This window comes from Kitasatospora sp. NPDC030952, from assembly GCF_055571335.1.
Map to the genome: position 1 here is coordinate 217,779 of NZ_JBVIFM010000011.1, position 19,309 is coordinate 237,087.

At 71.6% G+C, this 19,309-nt stretch carries 20 protein-coding genes and 1 riboswitch; of the genes, 16 read left to right on the plus strand and 4 right to left on the minus strand.

Going from position 1 to position 19,309, the window contains the following annotated elements:
- Window positions 1–43: 43 nt before the first annotated feature.
- Complete coding sequence (locus ACZ47G_RS21080) at window positions 44–427, minus strand: ArsR/SmtB family transcription factor (RefSeq protein WP_465744739.1); 384 nt, start codon at window positions 425–427, stop codon at window positions 44–46.
- A gap of 81 nt (window positions 428–508) precedes the next feature.
- A riboswitch (cobalamin riboswitch) is annotated at window positions 509–702 on the plus strand.
- A 32-nt stretch (window positions 703–734) separates the two neighbouring features.
- Here ACZ47G_RS21080 and nicT point away from each other — a divergent pair.
- Entirely contained in the window at window positions 735–1,853 is a 1,119-nt protein-coding gene (gene nicT / locus ACZ47G_RS21085) for a Nickel transporter NicT (protein ID WP_465744741.1), read from the plus strand.
- Window positions 1,854–1,947: 94 nt separating this feature from the next.
- On the opposite strand, the gene ACZ47G_RS21090 is transcribed toward nicT, so the two are convergent.
- Window positions 1,948–2,196 carry a type B 50S ribosomal protein L31 gene (locus ACZ47G_RS21090; protein WP_375889960.1) on the minus strand — a complete coding sequence of 83 codons (249 nt, stop codon included), beginning with the start codon at window positions 2,194–2,196 and terminating at the stop codon, window positions 1,948–1,950.
- A 29-nt stretch (window positions 2,197–2,225) separates the two neighbouring features.
- Window positions 2,226–2,390, minus strand: coding sequence for a 50S ribosomal protein L33 (gene rpmG, locus ACZ47G_RS21095; protein WP_350508653.1), 165 nt, complete (start codon window positions 2,388–2,390; stop codon window positions 2,226–2,228).
- Between the two features lie 219 nt (window positions 2,391–2,609).
- On the opposite strand from rpmG, the gene ACZ47G_RS21100 reads away from it, so the two are divergent.
- The 5 genes from ACZ47G_RS21100 (at window position 2,610) to ACZ47G_RS21120 (ending at window position 6,908) form a co-directional block, all read left to right on the plus strand.
- The gene (locus ACZ47G_RS21100; protein ID WP_465744744.1) at window positions 2,610–3,716 is read left to right on the plus strand and encodes a M24 family metallopeptidase; all 1,107 of its coding nucleotides are present in this window, start codon (window positions 2,610–2,612) and stop codon (window positions 3,714–3,716) included.
- A 78-nt stretch (window positions 3,717–3,794) separates the two neighbouring features.
- Entirely contained in the window at window positions 3,795–4,358 is a 564-nt protein-coding gene (gene efp / locus ACZ47G_RS21105) for an elongation factor P (protein WP_380464075.1), read from the plus strand.
- Window positions 4,359–4,362: 4 nt separating this feature from the next.
- The gene (nusB, locus tag ACZ47G_RS21110) at window positions 4,363–4,800 is read left to right on the plus strand and encodes a transcription antitermination factor NusB (RefSeq protein ID WP_380524334.1); all 438 of its coding nucleotides are present in this window, start codon (window positions 4,363–4,365) and stop codon (window positions 4,798–4,800) included.
- 157 nt (window positions 4,801–4,957) lie between these two features.
- Complete coding sequence (locus ACZ47G_RS21115; protein ID WP_380458598.1) at window positions 4,958–5,779, plus strand: thioesterase family protein; 822 nt, start codon at window positions 4,958–4,960, stop codon at window positions 5,777–5,779.
- Between the two features lie 184 nt (window positions 5,780–5,963).
- Window positions 5,964–6,908 (plus strand): hypothetical protein, encoded by a 945-nt coding sequence (locus tag ACZ47G_RS21120; RefSeq protein WP_465744747.1) that lies wholly within the window; start codon window positions 5,964–5,966, stop codon window positions 6,906–6,908.
- Between the two features lie 163 nt (window positions 6,909–7,071).
- On the opposite strand, the gene bldD is transcribed toward ACZ47G_RS21120, so the two are convergent.
- Window positions 7,072–7,575 carry a transcriptional regulator BldD gene (gene bldD, locus ACZ47G_RS21125; RefSeq protein WP_030056198.1) on the minus strand — a complete coding sequence of 168 codons (504 nt, stop codon included), beginning with the start codon at window positions 7,573–7,575 and terminating at the stop codon, window positions 7,072–7,074.
- A 333-nt stretch (window positions 7,576–7,908) separates the two neighbouring features.
- Here bldD and pyrR point away from each other — a divergent pair, with 333 nt between their 5' ends.
- The 10 genes from pyrR (at window position 7,909) to gmk (ending at window position 19,282) form a co-directional block, all read left to right on the plus strand.
- Window positions 7,909–8,532, plus strand: a complete 624-nt coding sequence (pyrR, locus tag ACZ47G_RS21130) for a bifunctional pyr operon transcriptional regulator/uracil phosphoribosyltransferase PyrR (protein WP_380458595.1) — start codon at window positions 7,909–7,911, stop codon at window positions 8,530–8,532.
- A 5-nt stretch (window positions 8,533–8,537) separates the two neighbouring features.
- Window positions 8,538–9,536, plus strand: coding sequence for an aspartate carbamoyltransferase catalytic subunit (locus tag ACZ47G_RS21135; protein ID WP_465744750.1), 999 nt, complete (start codon window positions 8,538–8,540; stop codon window positions 9,534–9,536).
- On the plus strand, window positions 9,533–10,837 hold the full coding sequence (locus ACZ47G_RS21140) for a dihydroorotase (RefSeq protein ID WP_465744752.1): 1,305 nt from the start codon (window positions 9,533–9,535) through the stop codon (window positions 10,835–10,837). Before ACZ47G_RS21135 ends, ACZ47G_RS21140 begins: the two co-directional genes overlap by 4 nt.
- A complete protein-coding gene (locus ACZ47G_RS21145) occupies window positions 10,837–11,406 on the plus strand; it encodes a PH-like domain-containing protein (RefSeq protein WP_465744754.1) in 570 nt (189 codons plus the stop codon). The genes ACZ47G_RS21140 and ACZ47G_RS21145 overlap by 1 nt, the downstream gene beginning before the upstream one ends.
- The gene (gene carA, locus ACZ47G_RS21150; protein WP_465744756.1) at window positions 11,403–12,560 is read left to right on the plus strand and encodes a glutamine-hydrolyzing carbamoyl-phosphate synthase small subunit; all 1,158 of its coding nucleotides are present in this window, start codon (window positions 11,403–11,405) and stop codon (window positions 12,558–12,560) included. Before ACZ47G_RS21145 ends, carA begins: the two co-directional genes overlap by 4 nt.
- Window positions 12,553–15,861, plus strand: a complete 3,309-nt coding sequence (gene carB / locus ACZ47G_RS21155) for a carbamoyl-phosphate synthase large subunit (protein ID WP_380458585.1) — start codon at window positions 12,553–12,555, stop codon at window positions 15,859–15,861. Before carA ends, carB begins: the two co-directional genes overlap by 8 nt.
- Before the next feature lie 135 nt (window positions 15,862–15,996).
- Window positions 15,997–17,100, plus strand: coding sequence for a quinone-dependent dihydroorotate dehydrogenase (locus ACZ47G_RS21160; protein WP_465744758.1), 1,104 nt, complete (start codon window positions 15,997–15,999; stop codon window positions 17,098–17,100).
- Window positions 17,101–17,141: 41 nt separating this feature from the next.
- Complete coding sequence (pyrF, locus tag ACZ47G_RS21165; protein ID WP_465744760.1) at window positions 17,142–17,975, plus strand: orotidine-5'-phosphate decarboxylase; 834 nt, start codon at window positions 17,142–17,144, stop codon at window positions 17,973–17,975.
- 373 nt (window positions 17,976–18,348) lie between these two features.
- Window positions 18,349–18,675 carry an integration host factor, actinobacterial type gene (mihF, locus tag ACZ47G_RS21170; protein ID WP_030290269.1) on the plus strand — a complete coding sequence of 109 codons (327 nt, stop codon included), beginning with the start codon at window positions 18,349–18,351 and terminating at the stop codon, window positions 18,673–18,675.
- Window positions 18,676–18,724: 49 nt separating this feature from the next.
- A complete protein-coding gene (gene gmk, locus ACZ47G_RS21175; protein ID WP_380458579.1) occupies window positions 18,725–19,282 on the plus strand; it encodes a guanylate kinase in 558 nt (185 codons plus the stop codon).
- Window positions 19,283–19,309 lie beyond the last annotated feature (27 nt).

Genomic DNA, 19,309 nt, shown 5'->3' on the forward strand with positions numbered 1-19,309 from the left:
CCGGCCGCGTCTCGGCGTGGTTTGTCGGGGGCCGGTCGGGTCGTCAGCCCACCGCCGCGGTCGGCTCGTCGTGCTCGGCGGCGGCGCACTCGTCGAGGAGGGGGCGCATGGCGTCGTCCACGAGCCGGTAGCGCACCACGCGTCCGTCCTTGTCGCCGGTGACCACGCCCGCGGTGCGGAGCAGTCGCAGGGCCTGGGAGACGGCCGGGTCGCGCATGCCGGTGGCGACCGCCAGGTCGCTGACGGCGAGCGGGCCGGCCCGGTGGAGGGCGAGCAGCAGGGCGAGCCGTCCGGGGTCGGAGAGCAGGGAGAACCGCTCGGCCCAGGACCGGACGTGGGCGGTGTCCCCGATGGCGGCGATGGCCTCGCAGACCCGGTGTCCGTCGATGGTGCGGTGGCCCGCGCGGTCGGCCGGTACGAGATGCATGCGGACATTCTGGCAGCTCACCACCTGTGATCCTGGACACCTGCACAGGTGCGCAGCCTTGCGGGGGTGTGGTGCTACCCCTACGGTGTTCCCCGCCGTGGTGCTCGGGAAGACCGGTGACGGACCCTCAACAGGTCCCAGTCCGGAGCGGCCCTCGCCACTGTGATCGGGGGACAGTTGTCCGGACCCACATGCCACTGGGCGCCTCGTGCGCCTGGGAAGGCGGGTCCGGAAGCCCCGTAAGCCAGGAGACCGGCCACGGCATCTCACGAAGTCATTCCACGAGGTGCTGGAGCGTGATCCCGAGATGACCCTGCCCGAAACCGCCACTCCCGCCGAGGCGGCGCCCCCCTCCGTCCTGCCCACCTTCCGCTGGAAGCGCGAGGACACCCTCCGGGCCGCCGGGCTGATGGGGGTGATCCTCGCCATGCACGTGGTCGCCTTCGGGACGTTGGTCTTCCTGGTCGCGCCCCACGACTACGCGGTCGGCACCCAGGTGTTCGGGGTCGGCCTGGGCATCACCGCGTACACCCTCGGCATGCGGCACGCCTTCGACGCCGACCACATCGCGGTGATCGACAACACCACCCGCAAGCTGATGGCGGACGGCAAGCGGCCGGTCTCGGTGGGCTTCTGGTTCGCCCTCGGGCACTCCTCGATGGTGGTGGTGATGGCCGCCCTGGTGGCGGGCGGCGCCCAGCTGGCGAACACCCTGATGGACGACGACTCGGCCACCCACAAGTGGCTCGGGCTGGTCGGCACCACGGCCTCCGGCGCCTTCCTCTACCTGATCGGGGCGCTCAACCTGGCGGCGCTGCTGGGCATCCTCAAGGTGTTCCGCTCGATGCGGGCCGGGAAGTACGACGAGGCGGAGCTGGAGGAGCACCTCAACTCGCGCGGTTTCATGGCCCGGATCCTGAACCGGGCGACCCGTTCGATCACCCGGCCCGGGCAGATGTTCCCGGTCGGCATGGTGCTGGGCCTGGGCTTCGACACCGCGACCGAGGTCACCCTGATGGTGATGGCCGGTTCGGGCGCGGCGGCCGGGCTGCCCTGGTACGCGATCGTCTGCCTGCCGCTGCTGTTCGCGGCCGGGATGAGCCTGTTCGACACCCTGGACGGGACGTTCATGAACTTCGCGTACCAGTGGGCCTTCTCCAACCCGGTGCGCAAGGTGTACTACAACCTGACCATCACCGGGCTGTCGATCGCGGTGGCCTTCATCATCGGCACCATCGAGCTGGTCGGCGTGCTGCACGAGAAGCTCGACCTGACGGACCCGGTGACCGGGTTCATCGCGGACATCTCGCTGGACAACGTCGGCTACGCGATCGCGGGGCTGTTCGTGGTGGTGTGGGCGATCGCCATCGGCTACTGGAAGCTGGCCGGCGTCGAGAAGCGCTGGACGCCCGAGAAGCAGTCCTAGCGCCCGGTGGTCAGGCCGCCGCGCTGAGCCCCTGCTCGCGCACGCCGGAACGGCGCCTCCCCGACCCGGGGGAGGCGCTGTTCCGGCGTTGTGGTCAGTGCCGGTCGCCGTAGCGGCGGCGGAACTGCTCGACCCGGCCCGCGGTGTCGAGCACCCGGGACTGGCCGGTGTAGAAGGGGTGGCTCGCCGAGGAGATCTCGACGTCGATCACCGGGTAGGTGTTGCCGTCCTCCCACTCGACCGTGCGGTCGCCGGTGACGGTCGAGCGGGTGAGGAAGGCGAGGCCGCCGACCTTGTCGCGGAAGACGACCGGGCGGTAGGCGGGGTGGATTCCGGGCTTCATGGCTGGGCTCCTCCGGGGGGTTGGTGCGGTCAGCGCTCTTCGCGGAAGTCGACGTGCCGGCCGGCGACCGGGTCGTACTTGCGCAGGACCATCCGGTCCGGGTCGTTGCGGCGGTTCTTGCGGGTCACGTACGTGTAGCCGGTGCCGGCGGTGGAGCGGAGCTTGATCACCGGGCGCAGTTCGCTGCGGGCCATCGGGCGTCCTCCTGGGGGCTGGTGGTGCGGGGTCCGGGGGGCTGGGTCCGAACCTTACATCGAAATGGAAGTCATTTTCATCTGCTCTAACGCGACCTCCGTCCTGCCCATTCCCGGACGCCGGGGGGCACGGGGGCGCACGGGGCGCAGTGGCGTGTCGGGGCATCCGTCGGGGGTGCTCGGCGGGCGGTTCGGGCCGGGGGTTCGTAGGCTCGACGCATGGCGGATGCGTACGCGGGGCGGCGGGAGCGGGTGAGGGAGCACTGCGGTGCGGCCGGGGCCGAGGCGGCGCTGATCACCCGGGCGGCGAACGTCCGGTATCTGACGGGCTGCGCGCCCTGCGGGGCGACCCTGCTGCTGACCCGGGACCGGGCGCTGCTGACGCTGCCGGACGACCTGCCGCCGGACGACTCGGGGGAGCACCTGATCGCCCCCGACGTCACCCAGGTGCCGGTGCCGGCCGGGGCGGACACCGCGCTGGCCGCCGCGGCCACGGCCGGCCGGCTGGGGGTGCGGGGGCTGGCGGTGGAGGAGCACGACCTGACCGTCACCCGGCACCGGGCGGTGGCGGGCCTGCTGGAGGGCGCCCGGCTGGCCGACCTCGGCCAGCTGGTCGAGCGGCTGCGGGTGGTGAAGGACGAGCACGAGATCGCCGATCTGCGGATCGCCGCCGAGATCGCCGACCAGGCGCTCGGTGAGCTGCTGGAGTCGATCCTGGTCGGCCGGACCGAGCGCCACCTGGCGATGGAGCTGGAGCGCCGGATGATCGACCACGGTGCCGACCGGGCCGCCTTCCCGGTGTCGGTCGGCACCGGCAGCCACTCCGGCCAGCCCGCCCACCAGCCGACCGACCGCCGGGTGGAGGAGGGCGACTTCCTCACCGTGGTGATGGGGGCCCAGTACCGCGGCTACGGGGTCTCGACCGCCCGGACCTTCGTGATCGGGGCCGCCCCCGCGCCCTGGCAGGTCGAGCTGCACCGGCTGGTCTTCCGGGCCCAGCGGGCCGGCCGGGAGGCGCTCGGCCCGGGGGTCGAGCAGTGCGTGCCCGACCGGGCCGCCCGGCAGGTCCTGGAGGCGGCCGGGCACACCGAGACCTCGCCGCACCCGGTGGGCCACGGCATCGGGCTGGAGATCCGGGAGGCGCCGCGCCTCGGTCCGTCGGACATGGGTAAACTGGACAGCCGCGTGCCGGTCACCGTCGGCCCAGGAGTCCACCTCCCGGGCAAGGGCGGGGTCCGGATCGAGGACACGCTCGTCGTGCGCCCCCTCGAGGAGGGCGGGCCCGAGCTGCTCACCATCACCACCAAGGAGCTCCTCGCCCTGTGACGGCGGCCCCGAAGGCCGTCGGCGGCAGGACGCGAACCCTTGGTTCCTTGACAGCTATATCCAGGAGTAAGTGCGCCCGTGGCTTCCACGAACGATCTCAAGAACGGCATGGTCCTCAAGCTGGAGGGCGGCAAGCTCTGGTCCGTCGTCGAGTTCCAGCACGTCAAGCCCGGCAAGGGCCCGGCCTTCGTGCGTACGAAGCTCAAGGAGGTCCTGACGGGCAAGGTCGTCGACAAGACCTTCAACGCCGGCACCAAGGTCGAGACCGCCAACGTCGACAAGCGCGGCATGCAGTTCTCGTACAAGGACGGCGAGAACTTCGTGTTCATGGACATGGACACCTACGACCAGCTGACCATCGAGCCGGCCGTCGTCGGTGACGCCGCCGACTACCTGCTGGAGGGCTTCGAGGCCCTGGTCGCCACCAACGAGGGTGCGGTGCTCTACATCGAGCTCCCGACCTCCGTCGAGCTGACCATCCAGCACACCGAGCCGGGCGTCCAGGGCGACCGCTCCACCGGTGGCACCAAGCCGGCCACCCTGGAGACCGGTGCCGAGATCCAGGTCCCGCTCTTCGTCGTCACCGGCGAGAAGGTCAAGGTCGACACCCGCGACGGCAGCTACCTCGGCCGGGTGAAGTAAGTCCGTGTCGGCCGCACGTAGCAAGGCCCGTACCCGGGCCTTCCAGATCCTCTTCGAGGCCGACCACCGCGGGGTCGACCCGCAGCAGGTCCTTGCCGACTGGGTAGCCCGCGCCCGCGAGCCCAAGCCCGACGAGGGCACCCCGCAGGTGGGCGAGTACACGATGGAGCTGATCGAGGGGTACGTCCAGTACGCCCGTCGCATCGACGACCTGATCGAGCAGTACGCCGTGGGCTGGACCCTCGACCGGATGCCGATCGTGGACCGCAACGTCCTGCGGCTCGGTGCGTACGAGCTGATCTGGGAGGACGGCGTCCCGGACGCGGTCGTCCTGGACGAGGCCGTCGAGATCGCCAAGGAGTTCTCCACGGACGACTCCCCGGCCTTCGTCAACGGTCTGCTCGCCCGCTTCATGGAACTGAAGCCGAGCATCCGCCGGTAGTCGGTGGCGCCTTGCGCAACGGCCGCCGGACCCGAACTTCGGGTCCGGCGGCCGTTCCGCGTTTCACCCGGTGGGCGTAGTGTGAGGGCCTACTCACCAGTAACTTCGCCGGTGGGACCGCCGGCGACCGCGTCCGTGAACCGAAGGGCAGGCCCCCATGACCACCGCCACCCGCAGCGAGTTCGACCGGGGCATCGCCCTGACCAGACACCCCGAGGAGGCCGGCCGCTACGAGGCCGAACTCGGCGACGGCTGGCAGATCGGCGGTGGGGTCAACGGCGGACTGCTGCTCGCCGTGGCCGGACACGCGCTGTCGCTGGAGCACGGGCAGCACCCGGACCCGGTGTCGATCAGTGGTTACTACCTGTCCGCCTCCACCCCCGGCCCGGCCACCGTCCGCACCGAGGTGCTGCGCACCGGCCGCGGCCTGTCCACCGGCACCGCCTCGCTCAGCCAGGACGGCGTCGAACGCCTGCGCGTGGTGGCCAGCCACGGCGACCTCGCCACCGCCGACGGCGAGGTGCGCACCAGCGCCACCCCGCCCCAGCTGCCGCCGCCGGACCAGTGCATCGGCATCGAGCACGCGCCCCGCCAACTGGTCGAGCAGGCCGCCCTGCTGGAGCGCTTCGACCTGCGGCTCGACCCGGCCACCGTGGGCTGGGCGCTCGGGCAGCCCTCCGGCAACGGCCGGATCCAGGGCTGGTTCCGGCTCGCCGACGGCCGCGAGCCCGACCCGCTGCTGCTCCTGCTGGTCGCCGACGCGCTGCCGCCGGTCACCTTCGACCTCGGCCTGCCCGGCTGGGCCCCGACCGTCGAGCTGACCGTCCACCTGCGCGCCAAGCCCGCCCCGGGCTGGCTGCGGGTGGTCCACTCCACCCGCAACATGGCCGGCGGCTACTTCGAGGAGGACGCCGAGATCTGGGACGAGGCGGGCCGCCTGGTCGCCCAGTCCCGCCAGCTGGCCCGGGTGCCGCGCTAGGTCCTGTCCGGGGACCGTCCCGGGGGCCTGGCGGTCGGGAGAACGCGGCTATTACCGGTGGTTACATTCCTGTGACACGCCGTACGTGTGTGGCGCGCGGAACTGGGGAGTAACACGGTCAGCGGCGAGCCCCGCCGCTGACCGTCACCGACCGACGCCCGCCCGCCGACGCCAGGAGCCCCCGATGACCAGCCGCAAGGGACGCGCCCGCCGCAACTCCGACTGCACCACCGGCGGCCCGCGCCCCGCGCTGCGGGCGCCGCACCGGCCGCGGCAGGCCGAGGGGACCGAGCAGGCGTTCGTCATCGGGGTGCTCACCAGCGCCGCGGACTTCGCCCGGGCCCGCGCCTGGGGGGTCTGCGACGCCCCCGACTACGAGCGCTACCTGGCCGACACCGCCGAGCTGCTGGCCGACGCGCTGGAGCGGTTCGAGACCGTCCGGGCCCGGATGTTCCACCCGCAGGACTTCGCGGAGTTCTGCCTGCTGCACGGACTGGACCCGGCCGAGCCGGCCGCCCGGGACCGCTACCTGGTCAACCCGCCGCTGCAGACCCAGCTGCTGGCCTATCAGGGCGAGGAACTGGCCGGGGACTTCGTGCCGCGGCTGGTCCGGGCCCGGGAGAACGGGCTGACGCTCTGCCACACCGACCTGCTGCTCGACGGCGGGCTGTACGGGGGCGCGGGGGAGACGGACGAGGAGCACGCGCGCTGGGTGCGCGCCGCCTACCAGCGCGGGAGCGAGGTGTTCCGCCGGATGCTGGTGGGCGCGGGCGCCGGGGTGTACGAGCTGCGGCTGCGGGTGGACGCGCCGGGCGGCAGGCTGACCGCGGCGGCCCGGGTGCTGCAGTGGGAGGACGGCGTGGTGCGGATCAACGACGAGGACCTGGAGCTGGTCTGCGCGGTGCTGTGCGCCGGGCTGGCGCTGGAGCTGCCCGCGGTCGCCGTGCTCCACGGCTCCCAGGGCTCGGCGGCCTCCGGCGGGGCCCGCGGTGGAGCCGCCGACGAATGCTTCCTGTCGGCCGCCTGGGCCTGGTCGAGCAGCGGGCCGGACTGGGCGCCGGCCGCCCGGCCGGTCCGGCTGGACGGCGTCGCGGCGCAGCCGGGCTACAGCCTGGGGACGGTCTGCTGAGGTCCCGAGATCCCGAGGTCCTGCTGAGGTCCGGCGGCGGTCACGGCAACACCGCGGCGCGGCTCCCGGTGACCGGGAGCCGCGCCGTGACGTTTCTGCTAGCCGCCACCGAGGACATCGGTGCACGGTAGCGAGGTGCCTACCGAGGGCGGGTCGGCGAGCGTCAGCTCGCGTCCTCCTCGCGCACCGCGCGGCGCGCGTCGGGGTTGAGCACTCCCCAGGAGATCAGCTGCTCGGTGAGGATCGACGGCGACTGGTCGTAGATGACGGCCAGAGTGCGCAGATCGTCCTGGCGGATCGAGAGGACCTTGCCGTTGTAGTCGCCGCGCTGGCTCTGGATGGTCGCCGCGTAACGCTGCAGCGGTCCGGCCTTTTCGGACGGGACCTGGGTCAGTCTCTCCAGGTCGAGGACCAGGCGCGGCGGCGGCTCGGCCGCGCCGCCGGGGGTGCCGCCGGGCAGCAGTTCCTGCACCGGCACGCCGTAGAACTCGGCGAGCTCGGCCAGCCGCTGCACGGTGACCGCACGGTCGCCGCGCTCGTACGAGCCGACGACGACTGCCTTCCAGCGCCCCTGGGACTTCTCCTCGACACCGTGCAGGGAGAGCCCCTGCTGAGTGCGGATCGCTCGGAGCTTGCCTCCGAGCTGCTTCGCGTAGTCGCTGGACATTGATCTCCCCGGACGAGATTGCTTCGCGTTCAGTAGTGGGTCACGGGCGATTCGCCGACGTCGTTACCGGTGGGTTCGACGCCCGTCTCGTAACTCACTGTGAGGTTACGTAGAGTAAGGTAGTTGCGTCAAGCCGAATGGGGCACTCGTGCGAATGGCCCGCATCGTCGGCGCATCTGGTACGTGAACCCGGTGAAGCGGAATGATGGAGGTCCATTTGCCTCCCGGCGCGCTGGTAGGATGACCCGAAGCCCACGCCCGGTCGGCGGGGGCGGAATCCCAGACATCCTTTAAGGCCCGTCCAGTGAGGCGGGGAAGGAGGTCCGCTTCGGCATGACCACACACCAGGAACAGACGCCGCGGCCGCCGCACCAAGTGCTGGACGCCACGGACATCGCCCGGGTCGTCACCCGGATAGCGCACGAGATCGTCGAGCGCGCCAAGGGCGCGGAGGACGTCGTGCTGCTCGGCATCCACACCAGGGGCGTCCACCTCGCCCGCCGCCTGCACGGCCGGCTGGCCCAGATCACCGGGCGCGAGATCCCGCTGGGCACCCTGGACATCACCATGTACCGGGACGACCTGCGGCTCAAGCCCGCCCGCGCCCTGGAGCACACCGAGATCCCGCCCGGTGGCATCGACGGCAAGCTCGTCATCCTCGTCGACGACGTGCTGTTCTCCGGCCGCACCATCCGCGCCGCGCTCGACGCGCTGAGCGACATCGGCCGCCCGCGCGCCGTGCAGCTCGCCGTCCTGGTCGACCGCGGCCACCGTGAGCTGCCGATCCGGGCCGACTACGTGGGCAAGAACCTCCCCACCTCGCTGCGCGAGGCCGTGCAGGTCCGCCTGGCCGACACCGACGGCGTGGACGCCGTCCTGGTCGGCGACCGCGACCACACCGCCCGCAGCTCGCAGGCCCTGGCCTCCCAGCCCACCGAACCGCACCTCCCGGAGTAACCCGCGTGAAGCGCCACCTCGTCTCCGCCGCCGATCTCAGCCGCGACGACGCGCTGCTGATCCTGGACACCGCCGAGGAGCTGGCCCAGCTCTCCGGCCGGGCCGTCAAGAAGCTGCCCACGCTGCGCGGCCGCACCGTCGTCAACCTCTTCTTCGAGGACTCCACCCGCACCAAGACCTCCTTCGAGGCCGCCGAGAAGCGACTGTCCGCGGACGTCATCAACTTCTCCGCCAAGGGCTCGTCCGTCTCCAAGGGCGAGAGCCTCAAGGACACCGCGCTGACCCTGCAGGCGATGGGCGCCGACGCGGTCGTCATCCGGCACCACGCCTCCGGCGCGCCGGCCCGGCTGGCCCAGTCCGACTGGCTCCACGGCAGTGTGATCAACGCCGGTGACGGCACCCACGAGCACCCCACCCAGGCGCTGCTCGACGCCTTCACCATGCGCCGCCACCTCAACGCCGGCCTGGGCAACGACCTCGCGGGCCGCCGGGTCACGATCGTCGGTGACATCCTGCACAGCCGGGTCGCCCGCTCCAACGTGCACCTGCTGACCACCCTCGGTGCCCAGGTGACCTTCGTCGCCCCGCCGACCCTGCTGCCGATCGGCATCGAGAACTGGCCCTGCGAGGTCAGCTACGACCTCGACCGGGTGCTGCCCAAGACCGACGCCCTGATGATGCTGCGGGTGCAGCGCGAGCGGATGAACGCCGCGTTCTTCCCGACCGAGCGCGAGTACAGCCGCCGCTACGGCATGAACGGCCTCCGGATGGCCCAGCTGCCCGGTCACGCCATCGTGATGCACCCCGGCCCGATGGTCCGCGGCATGGAGATCACCGCCGAGGTCGCCGACTCGCCGCGCTGCACCGTGGTCGAGCAGGTCGCCAACGGCGTCTCCGTCCGGATGGCCGTCCTCTACCTGCTGCTCGGCGGCGCCGTGTTCGCCGACGGCACCACCGACACCGCCGCCGCCCCCCGCACCGACTCCGTGGAGACCGCTCAGTGACCAGCTACCTGATCCGCAACGCCAAGATCCTGGGCGGCGCCCCGCAGGACCTCCACCTCGCCGACGGCGTCGTCCAGGCGATCGGCACCGGTCTGGCCGTCGAGGCGGACATCGAGATCGACGCCACCGGCATGATCGCCCTGCCCGGCCTGGTCGACCTGCACACCCACCTGCGCGAGCCCGGCCGCGAGGACGCCGAGACCGTGCTCACCGGCACCCAGGCCGCCGCGATGGGCGGCTTCACCGCCGTCCACGCGATGGCCAACACCACCCCGGTGGCCGACACCGCCGGCGTGGTCGAGCAGGTCTGGCGGCTCGGCCAGGAGGCCGGCTACTGCGACGTGCAGCCGGTCGGCGCCGTCACCGTCGGCCTGGAGGGCAAGAAGCTCGCCGAGCTGGGCGCGATGCACGAGTCCGCCGCCGGTGTCCGGGTCTTCTCCGACGACGGCAAGTGCGTGGACGACGCGGTGCTGATGCGCCGCGCCCTGGAGTACGTCAAGGCCTTCGACGGTGTCGTCGCCCAGCACGCCCAGGAGCCGCGGCTGACCGAGGGCGCCCAGATGAACGAGGGCCAGGTCTCCGGGGAGCTCGGACTGGGCGGCTGGCCGGCCGTCGCCGAGGAGTCGATCATCGCCCGCGACGTGCTGCTCGCCGCGCACGTCGGCTCCCGGCTGCACGTCTGCCACCTCTCCACGGCCGGCTCGGTCGAGATCGTCCGCTGGGCCAAGTCCAAGGGCTGGGACGTCACCGCCGAGGTCACCCCGCACCACCTGCTGCTCACCGACGAACTGGTCCGCTCCTACGACCCGGTGTACAAGGTGAACCCGCCGCTGCGCACCGCCGAGGACGTCCAGGCGCTGCGCAAGGCGCTCGCCGACGGCACCATCGACGCCGTCGCCACCGACCACGCGCCGCACTCGGCCGAGGACAAGGACTGCGAGTGGGCCGTGGCCGCGATGGGCATGGTCGGGCTGGAGACCGCGCTGTCGGTCGTGCAGCAGACCATGGTCGACACCGGCCTGCTGAACTGGGAGGGCGTCGCGGACCGGATGTCGCACCGCCCGGCCCGGATCGGCCGTCTCACCGGGCAGGGCCGGCCGATCTCGGTGGGTGAGCCCGCCAACCTGGTGCTCTTCGATCCCGCGTACCGTGGTGCCGTGAACCCCGAGAGCTTCGCGACCCGCAGCCGCAACACCCCTTACAAGGGCATGGACCTGCCCGGACGGGTGCACGCCACCTTCCTGCGCGGTCGCGCCACCGTGCTGGCCGGTGAGCTGGCCGAGCAGGGCGGGCTGAAGTGATGGACCACGCCACGCTCGCCAGGGAGCAGGCGAAGGTCACCGACTGGCCCGGCTACATCGGCTGGTCGATCGGGCTGCTGATCATCATCGGCCTGGTCTACTGGCTGATGCGCCAGGGCTGGAACTGGCGGCGCACCCTGCAGTCCGGGATCCCGCCGCTGCCCGCCGTGCCGGCCCGCCCCGGGCGGACCATCCTGGAGACCAGCGGCCGGTACCACGGCACCACCACCGCCGGGAACTGGCTCGACCGGGTCGTCGCGCACGGCCTGGGCACCCGCAGCCGGGTCGACCTCACCCTCGGCGAGGACGGCCTGCTGGTGCAGCGCCCCGGCGACGTCGACTTCTGGATCCCGGCCGAGCACCTCACCGGCGCCCGGACGGACTCCGGGATCGCGGGCAAGGTCGTCCCCTCCGGACTGCTGGTGGTCACCTGGACCCACGAGGACACCGAGCTGGATTCCGGCTTCCGGGCCGACCACCCCGACGAGCACCCCGCCTGGGTCGAGGCGATCACCCAGCTCGCAACACGTACTACGAAGACGAAGAAGACGGAAGAGGCCGCGCAATGACCGCACCTGCCCCCACCACGCAGCGCCAACGGCGGGAACGCGTCCCCGCCGTGCTCGTCCTGGAGGACGGCCGGACCTTCCGCGGCCAGGCCTACGGCGCCACCGGCGAGACCTTCGGCGAGGCGGTCTTCAACACCGGCATGTCCGGCTACCAGGAGACCCTGACCGACCCGTCGTACCACCGCCAGGTGGTCGTGATGACCGCCCCGCAGATCGGCAACACCGGCTGGAACGACGAGGACGACGAGTCCAAGCAGATCTGGGTCGCCGGCTACGTGGTGCGCGACCCCGCCCGGGTGGCGTCCAACTGGCGCTCCCGCCGCTCGCTGGACGAGGAGCTCGCCCGCCAGGGCGTGGTCGGCATCAGCGGCATCGACACCCGCGCGCTGACCCGCCACCTGCGCGAGCGCGGCGCGATGCGCTGCGGCATCTTCTCCGGCGAGACGCTGGCCGACCCGGCCGAGTTGCTCACCCGGGTGCAGCAGTCGCCCGAGATGAAGGGCGCCGACCTGTGCGCCGAGGTGGCCACCACCGAGCCGTACGTCGTGCCCGCGATCGGTGCGAAGCGCTTCACCGTCGCCGCGCTGGACCTCGGCATCAAGGCGATGACCCCGCAGCGGATGGCCGAGCGCGGCATCGAGGTGCACGTGCTGCCGGCCAACTCCACCCTGGAGGACGTCTACGCCGTCAACCCGGACGGCGTCTTCTTCTCCAACGGCCCGGGCGACCCGGCCACCGCCGACCACCAGGTCGCCGTCGCGCAGGGCGTGCTGGAGCGGAAGACCCCGTTCTTCGGGATCTGCTTCGGCAACCAGATCCTGGGCCGCGCCCTCGGCTTCGGCACCTACAAGCTCAAGTACGGCCACCGCGGCATCAACCAGCCGGTGCAGGACCGCACCACCGGCAAGGTCGAGGTGACCGCCCACAACCACGGCTTCGCCGTGAACGCGCCGCTGGACCAGGTGAGCGACACCCCCTACGGGCGGGTCGAGGTCTCCCACGTCTGCCTCAACGACGACGTGGTCGAGGGCCTGCAGGCGCTCGACGTGCCCGCCTTCAGCGTGCAGTACCACCCCGAAGCGGCCGCCGGCCCGCACGACGCCGCCTACCTGTTCGACCGCTTCGTGAAGCTCATGGAGGGCCAGCGTGCCTAAGCGCACTGACATCAAGTCCGTCCTGGTGATCGGCTCCGGCCCGATCGTCATCGGCCAGGCCGCCGAGTTCGACTACTCGGGCACCCAGGCCTGCCGCGTCCTCAAGGCCGAAGGCCTGCGGGTCGTGCTGGTCAACTCCAACCCGGCCACGATCATGACCGACCCGGAGATCGCCGACGCCACCTACGTCGAGCCGATCACCCCGGAGTTCGTCGAGAAGATCATCGCCAAGGAGCGCCCCGACGCGCTGCTGCCGACCCTGGGCGGCCAGACCGCGCTCAACACCGCGATCTCGCTGCACGGCGCGGGCACGCTGGACAAGTACGGCGTCGAGCTGATCGGCGCCGACGTCGAGGCGATCAACAAGGGCGAGGACCGCGAGCTCTTCAAGGGCGTCGTCGAGGCCGTCAAGGCCAAGATCGGGTACGGCGAGTCCGCCCGCTCGGTCATCTGCCACACCATGGACGAGGTGCTGGCCGGCGTCGACACCCTCGGCGGCTACCCGGTCGTGGTCCGCCCCTCCTTCACCATGGGCGGCGCCGGCTCCGGCTTCGCCCACAACGAGGAGGACCTGCGCCGCATCGCCGGCCAGGGCCTGGCCCTCTCGCCGACCACCGAGGTGCTCCTGGAGGAGTCCATCCTCGGCTGGAAGGAGTACGAGCTGGAGCTGATGCGCGACAAGAACGACAACGTCGTGGTCGTCTGCTCCATCGAGAACTTCGACCCGATGGGCGTGCACACCGGTGACTCGATCACCGTCGCCCCGGCGATGACCCTCACCGACCGCGAGTACCAGATCCTGCGCGACATCGGCATCGCCGTCATCCGCGAGGTCGGCGTCGACACCGGCGGCTGCAACATCCAGTTCGCCGTCAACCCCGTCGACGGCCGGGTCATCGTCATCGAGATGAACCCGCGCGTCTCCCGCTCCTCGGCGCTCGCCTCCAAGGCCACCGGCTTCCCGATCGCCAAGATCGCCGCCAAGCTGGCCGTCGGCTACACCCTGGACGAGATCCCCAACGACATCACCGAGCAGACCCCGGCCTCCTTCGAGCCGACCCTCGACTACGTCGTGGTCAAGGTCCCGCGGTTCGCGTTCGAGAAGTTCCCGAGCGCCGACGCGACGCTGACCACCACCATGAAGTCCGTCGGCGAGGCCATGGCCATGGGCCGCAACTTCCCCGAGGCGCTGCAGAAGGCGCTGCGCTCGCTGGAGAAGAAGGGCTCCCAGTTCAGCTGGACCGGCCCCCTCGGCGACAAGGCCGAGCTGCTGGTCAAGTCCACCGTGCCGACCGACGGCCGGATCAACACCGTGATGGACGCCATCCGGGCCGGCGCCACCCCGGAGGAGGTCTTCGAGTACACGAAGATCGACCCGTGGTTCGTCGACCAGCTCTTCCTGCTGGACGAGATCGCCGGCGAGCTGGCCGAGGCCGCCGAGCTCACCCCCGAGCTGCTGCGCCACGCCAAGCGGCACGGCTTCTCCGACCAGCAGATCGGCGAGATCCGCGGCCTGCGCCCGGACGTCGTCCGCGAGGTGCGCCACGCGCTCGGCATCCGCCCGGTGTTCAAGACCGTCGACACCTGCGCCGCCGAGTTCGCCGCCAAGACCCCGTACTTCTACTCGTCCTACGACGAGGAGAGCGAGGTCGCCCCGCGCACCAAGCCCGCCGTGATCATCCTCGGCTCGGGCCCCAACCGCATCGGCCAGGGCATCGAGTTCGACTACTCCTGCGTGCACGCCTCCTTCGCGCTCGCCGACGCCGGGTACGAGACCGTCATGGTCAACTGCAACCCGGAGACCGTCTCCACCGACTACGACACCTCCGACCGGCTCTACTTCGAGCCGCTCACCCTGGAGGACGTGCTGGAGATCGTCCACGCCGAGCGGCAGGCCGGACCGCTGGCCGGCGTGATCGTCCAGCTCGGCGGCCAGACCCCGCTGGGCCTGGCCCAGGCGCTCAAGGACAACGGCGTGCCGATCGTCGGCACCCAGCCCGAGGCGATCGACCTCGCCGAGGAGCGCGGCGCCTTCGGCCGCGTGCTGCGCGACGCCGGGCTGCCCGCCCCCAAGCACGGCACCGCCTTCTCCTTCGCGGAGGCCAAGGCGATCGCCGACGAGATCGGCTACCCCGTCCTGGCCCGCCCGTCCTACGTGCTCGGCGGCCGCGGCATGGAGATCGTCTACGACGAGGCCTCGCTCGCCTCCTACCTGGAGCGGCACGCCGGTCTGATCTCCGAGCACCCGGTGCTGATCGACCGCTTCCTGGACGACGCGGTGGAGATCGACGTCGACGCGCTCTACGACGGCACCGAGCTCTACCTCGGCGGCGTCATGGAGCACATCGAGGAGGCCGGCATCCACTCCGGCGACTCCGCCTGCGCGCTGCCCCCGATCACCCTGGGCGGCTACGACATCAAGCGCCTGCGCACCTCCACCGAGGCCATCGCGCGCGGTGTCGGCGTCCGCGGCCTGATCAACATCCAGTTCGCGCTGGCCGGGGACATCCTCTACGTGCTGGAGGCCAACCCGCGCGCCTCCCGCACCGTCCCGTTCACCTCCAAGGCGACCGCCGTGCCGCTGGCCAAGGCCGCCGCCCGGATCTCGCTCGGCGCCACCATCGCCGAGCTGCGCGCCGAGGGCCTGCTCCCGGCCGAGGGCGACGGCGGCACCCTGCCGGCCGACGCCCCGATCGCGGTCAAGGAGGCCGTGATGCCGTGGAGCCGCTTCCGCGACATCCACGGCCGCGGCGTGGACACCGTGCTCGGCCCGGAGATGCGCTCGACCGGTGAGGTCATGGGCATCGACAAGGTCTTCGGCACCGCCTACGCCAAGGCGCAGTCCGGCGCGTACGGCGCGCTGCCGACCAAGGGCAAGGTCTTCGTCTCGGTCGCCAACCGGGACAAGCGCAACCTGGTCTTCCCGGCCCGGGCGCTGGTCGGCCTCGGCTTCGAGGTGCTCGCCACCGCCGGCACCGCCGAGGTGCTGCACCGCGGCGGCATCCCGTCCACCCTGGTGCGCAAGCACAGCGAGGGCGAGGGCCCGAACGGTGAGAAGACGATCGTCCAGCTGATCCACGACGGCGAGGTCGACCTGATCATCAACACGCCGTACGGCACCGGCGGCCGCCTCGACGGCTACGAGATCCGCACCGCCGCGGTCTCCCGCGGGGTGCCCTGCCTGACCACCGTCCAGGCGATGGGCGCGGCCGTCCAGGGCATGGACGCGCTGCTGCGCGACGAGGTCGGAGTGATGTCGCTCCAGGAGCACGCCGAGCTGATCAACGCCGGTCGCAAGTAGCACCACCGCAGTGGGGGGTACCGGAGATCGGTGCCCCCCACTGCTGTGCCCACCCGTCGCCCACCACCACCCTTTGCTCGGCGGGCTGCGCCCGAGCCCTTTATCACGGTTTCCGCTGCGGGAGTTGACCCCACTGTGTACAAGTTCCTGTTCGACCTCGTCTTCAAGAAGATGGACCCGGAGAAGGCCCACCACCTCGCCTTCTTCTGGATCCGGCTCGCCTCCTCGGTGCCCGGCCTGCGCACCCTGGTGCGGCTGGTGCTCGCCCCGCGCGACCGGGCGCTGCACACCAGGGCCCTCGGCCTGGACCTGCCCGGCCCGTTCGGGCTCGCGGCCGGCTTCGACAAGAACGGCGTCGGCATCGACGGCCTGGCGATGCTCGGCTTCGACTACGTCGAGATCGGCACCATCACCGGCGAGCCCCAGCCCGGCAACCCGGCGCCCCGGCTGTTCCGCCTGGTCGAGGACCGCGCGCTGATCAACCGGATGGGCTTCAACAACCAGGGCTCGGCCCGGGTCGCCGCCCGGCTGGCCGCCCGCCCGCACACCAGCTCCACCCCGGTGATCGGCGTCAACATCGGCAAGACCAAGGTGGTCGAGGAGGCCGACGCCGTCGCCGACTACGTCAAGTCGACCGAGCGGCTGGCGAAGTACGCCGACTACCTGGTGGTCAACGTCAGCTCCCCGAACACCCCCGGGCTGCGCAACCTCCAGGCCGTCGACCACCTGCGCCCGCTGCTGGCCGCCGTCCGCGAGGCCGCCGACCGCACCACCGCGCACCACGTGCCGCTGCTGGTCAAGATCGCCCCCGACCTGGCCGACGAGGACGTCGACGGGGTCGCCGACCTCGCCCTGGAGCTCGGCCTGGACGGCATCATCGCCACCAACACCACGATCGGCCGCGAGGGCCTGCGGGCCGACCCGCGGCGGGTCGAGGAGATCGGCATGGGCGGCCTGTCCGGCGCCCCGCTGAAGGCCCGCGCCCTGGAGGTGCTGCAGCGGCTGCGCGCCCGCACGGGGGGCCGGCTGACGCTGGTCTCGGTCGGCGGCGTGGAGACCGCCGAGGACGCCTGGCAGCGGATCATCCACGGCGCCGACCTCGTGCAGGGCTACAGCGCCTTCATCTACGAGGGGCCGTTCTGGTGCCGCCGGATCCACCGGGGCCTCTCCGCCCGGGTCCGCGCCGCGGGCTTCCGCAACCTGGCGGCGGCCGTCGGCAGCGCCGTCCGCAGCTCGTGACCCCCCGTACAGGACCCCGTACAGGATCTGGAAAGGACGACATGACCCTCGCCCCGTTCGGCGCCCGGCTGCGCCAGGCCCTCGACACCCGCGGCCAGCTCTGCGTCGGCATCGACCCGCACGCCTCCCTGCTCTCCGCCTGGGGGCTCGGCGACGACCTCGCCGGGCTGGAGACCTTCAGCCGCACCGTGGTGGAGGCGCTGGCCGACCGGGTGGCCGTGCTCAAGCCGCAGGCCGCCTTCTTCGAGCGCTTCGGCAGCAAGGGCGTCGCGGTGCTGGAGAAGACCGTCGAGGAGGCCCGCGCGGCCGGTGCGCTGGTCCTGATGGACGCCAAGCGCGGCGACATCGGCTCCACCATGGCCGCCTACGCGGAGGCCTTCCTGTCGCCCGGCAGCCCGCTGTTCTCGGACGCCCTCACGGTCAGCCCGTACCTGGGCTTCGGCTCGTTGCGCCCGGCCCTGGACCTGGCCCGCGAGCAGGGCTGCGGGGTGTTCGCGCTGGCGCTCACCTCCAACCCGGAGGGCGCCGAGGTGCAGCGCGCGGTCGGTGCGGACGGCGAGCCGGTCGCCGCGTCCGTGCTGCGCCAGCTGGCGGCCGAGAACGCGGACGCCGCGCCGCTGGGCTCCTACGGCGCGGTGGTCGGCGCGACGCTGGCCGACGCGGGCGTGGACCTGGCCATCAACGGCCCGCTGCTGGCCCCCGGGATCGGCGCCCAGGGCGCGACCATGGCGGACCTGCCGCGGGTGTTCGGCGCCTCGGTGATCAACGTGGTGCCGAGCGTCAGCCGGGACGTGCTCAAGCACGGGCCGTCGGTGCCGGCCCTGCGGGAGGCGGCGGAGCGCTTCGTCGGCGAGTTCGCGGACGCCGTCAAGTAGCGCGGGCGGCCCGGCCGGTAGCCGACCGGTAGCCGGGCGGTGACCGTGCGCAGTGTCCGCAGGACGGCGGGGCGGCGCCGGAGTTGACGTGAGCGCCGTCACATCGAGCCCGTCAAAGTTTCGCAATCGCGGTCATTTTGCCCTGGAAAGTCCTGGTCGGCCTTGGCTGACCAGGACTTTTCGTGTTCTTTTCCTGACGCGGCGCCGCAATCCGGGTAGTGTCCGGCGATAGGTCATCGGCGAGTTGCGAATCCCGCAGCTCCCGCAGGTCAGGGCCCTGTGGTTCCCCATTGGGCTCCCCTTGCGGACGGTGTCCTGAGTACCGAACCAGTCATAGCTCAATCCCTTCCTTCCACACCCTGAGGTGAACGGCGTGGCTCTTCCGCCCCTTACCCCTGAACAGCGCACCGCCGCGCTCGCCAAGGCCGCCGAGGCTCGCCGGGAGCGCGCCGAGGTCAAGAACCGGCTCAAGCACTCCGGCGCCTCCCTGCACGAGGTGATCAAGGCCGGCAAGAATGACAACGATGTCATCGGCAAGATGAAGGTGTCGGCCCTGCTGGAGTCCCTTCCGGGCGTCGGCAAGGTTCGCGCCAAGCAGATCATGGAGCGCCTCGGCATCAGCGAGAGCCGCCGTGTCCGCGGTCTCGGAACGAACCAGATCGCCTCCCTGGAGCGGGAGTTCGGCGGTGGCGCCGCCTGACCGTGCCCCCGTGGTCCCGGGATCGTCCGCGATCCGGGATAATCGGTGCATGAGTGAGCGTCCGCGGCTGACCGTGCTCTCCGGCCCCTCGGGGGTCGGCAAGAGCACGGTCGTCGCTCATATGAGGAAGATGCACCCCGAGGTCTGGCTCTCGGTGTCGGCCACCACCCGGCACCCGAGGCCCGGCGAGAAGAACGGTGTCCAGTACCACTTCGTCGACAACGACGAGTTCGACAAGCTGATCGCCAACGGCGAGTTGCTGGAATGGGCCGAGTTCGCGGGCAACCGCTACGGCACCCCCCGTGCGGCCGTGCTGGAGAAGCTGGAGCGCGGCGAGCCCGTCCTGCTGGAGATCGACCTGCAGGGCGCCCGCCAGGTGCGCGAGTCGATGCCGGAGGCCCAGCTGGTCTTCCTGGCACCGCCGAGCTGGGACGAGCTGGTCCGCCGGCTGACCGGCCGGGGCACCGAGGCGCAGGACGTGATCGCGCGGCGGCTGGAGGCGGCCAAGGTCGAGCTCGCGGCCGAGGCCGAGTTCGACACCACCCTTGTCAACACCTCCGTCGAGCAGGTAGCGGCCGAACTGCTAGCCTTGCTCGGTGTAGCCTGACCTGTCAGTCTTTTCCACCCTTTCGGA

Coding starts and splice junctions, on each gene's coding strand:
- ACZ47G_RS21080 (WP_465744739.1), bottom strand. CDS start 427: ATGCATCTCGTACCGGCCGACCGCGCGGGCCACCGCACCATCGACGGA.
- nicT (WP_465744741.1), top strand. CDS start 735: ATGACCCTGCCCGAAACCGCCACTCCCGCCGAGGCGGCGCCCCCCTCC.
- ACZ47G_RS21090 (WP_375889960.1), bottom strand. CDS start 2,196: ATGAAGCCCGGAATCCACCCCGCCTACCGCCCGGTCGTCTTCCGCGAC.
- rpmG (WP_350508653.1), bottom strand. CDS start 2,390: ATGGCCCGCAGCGAACTGCGCCCGGTGATCAAGCTCCGCTCCACCGCC.
- ACZ47G_RS21100 (WP_465744744.1), top strand. CDS start 2,610: ATGGCGGATGCGTACGCGGGGCGGCGGGAGCGGGTGAGGGAGCACTGC.
- ACZ47G_RS21115 (WP_380458598.1), top strand. CDS start 4,958: ATGACCACCGCCACCCGCAGCGAGTTCGACCGGGGCATCGCCCTGACC.
- ACZ47G_RS21120 (WP_465744747.1), top strand. CDS start 5,964: ATGACCAGCCGCAAGGGACGCGCCCGCCGCAACTCCGACTGCACCACC.
- bldD (WP_030056198.1), bottom strand. CDS start 7,575: ATGTCCAGCGACTACGCGAAGCAGCTCGGAGGCAAGCTCCGAGCGATC.
- pyrR (WP_380458595.1), top strand. CDS start 7,909: ATGACCACACACCAGGAACAGACGCCGCGGCCGCCGCACCAAGTGCTG.
- ACZ47G_RS21145 (WP_465744754.1), top strand. CDS start 10,837: ATGGACCACGCCACGCTCGCCAGGGAGCAGGCGAAGGTCACCGACTGG.
- carA (WP_465744756.1), top strand. CDS start 11,403: ATGACCGCACCTGCCCCCACCACGCAGCGCCAACGGCGGGAACGCGTC.
- pyrF (WP_465744760.1), top strand. CDS start 17,142: ATGACCCTCGCCCCGTTCGGCGCCCGGCTGCGCCAGGCCCTCGACACC.
- gmk (WP_380458579.1), top strand. CDS start 18,725: ATGAGTGAGCGTCCGCGGCTGACCGTGCTCTCCGGCCCCTCGGGGGTC.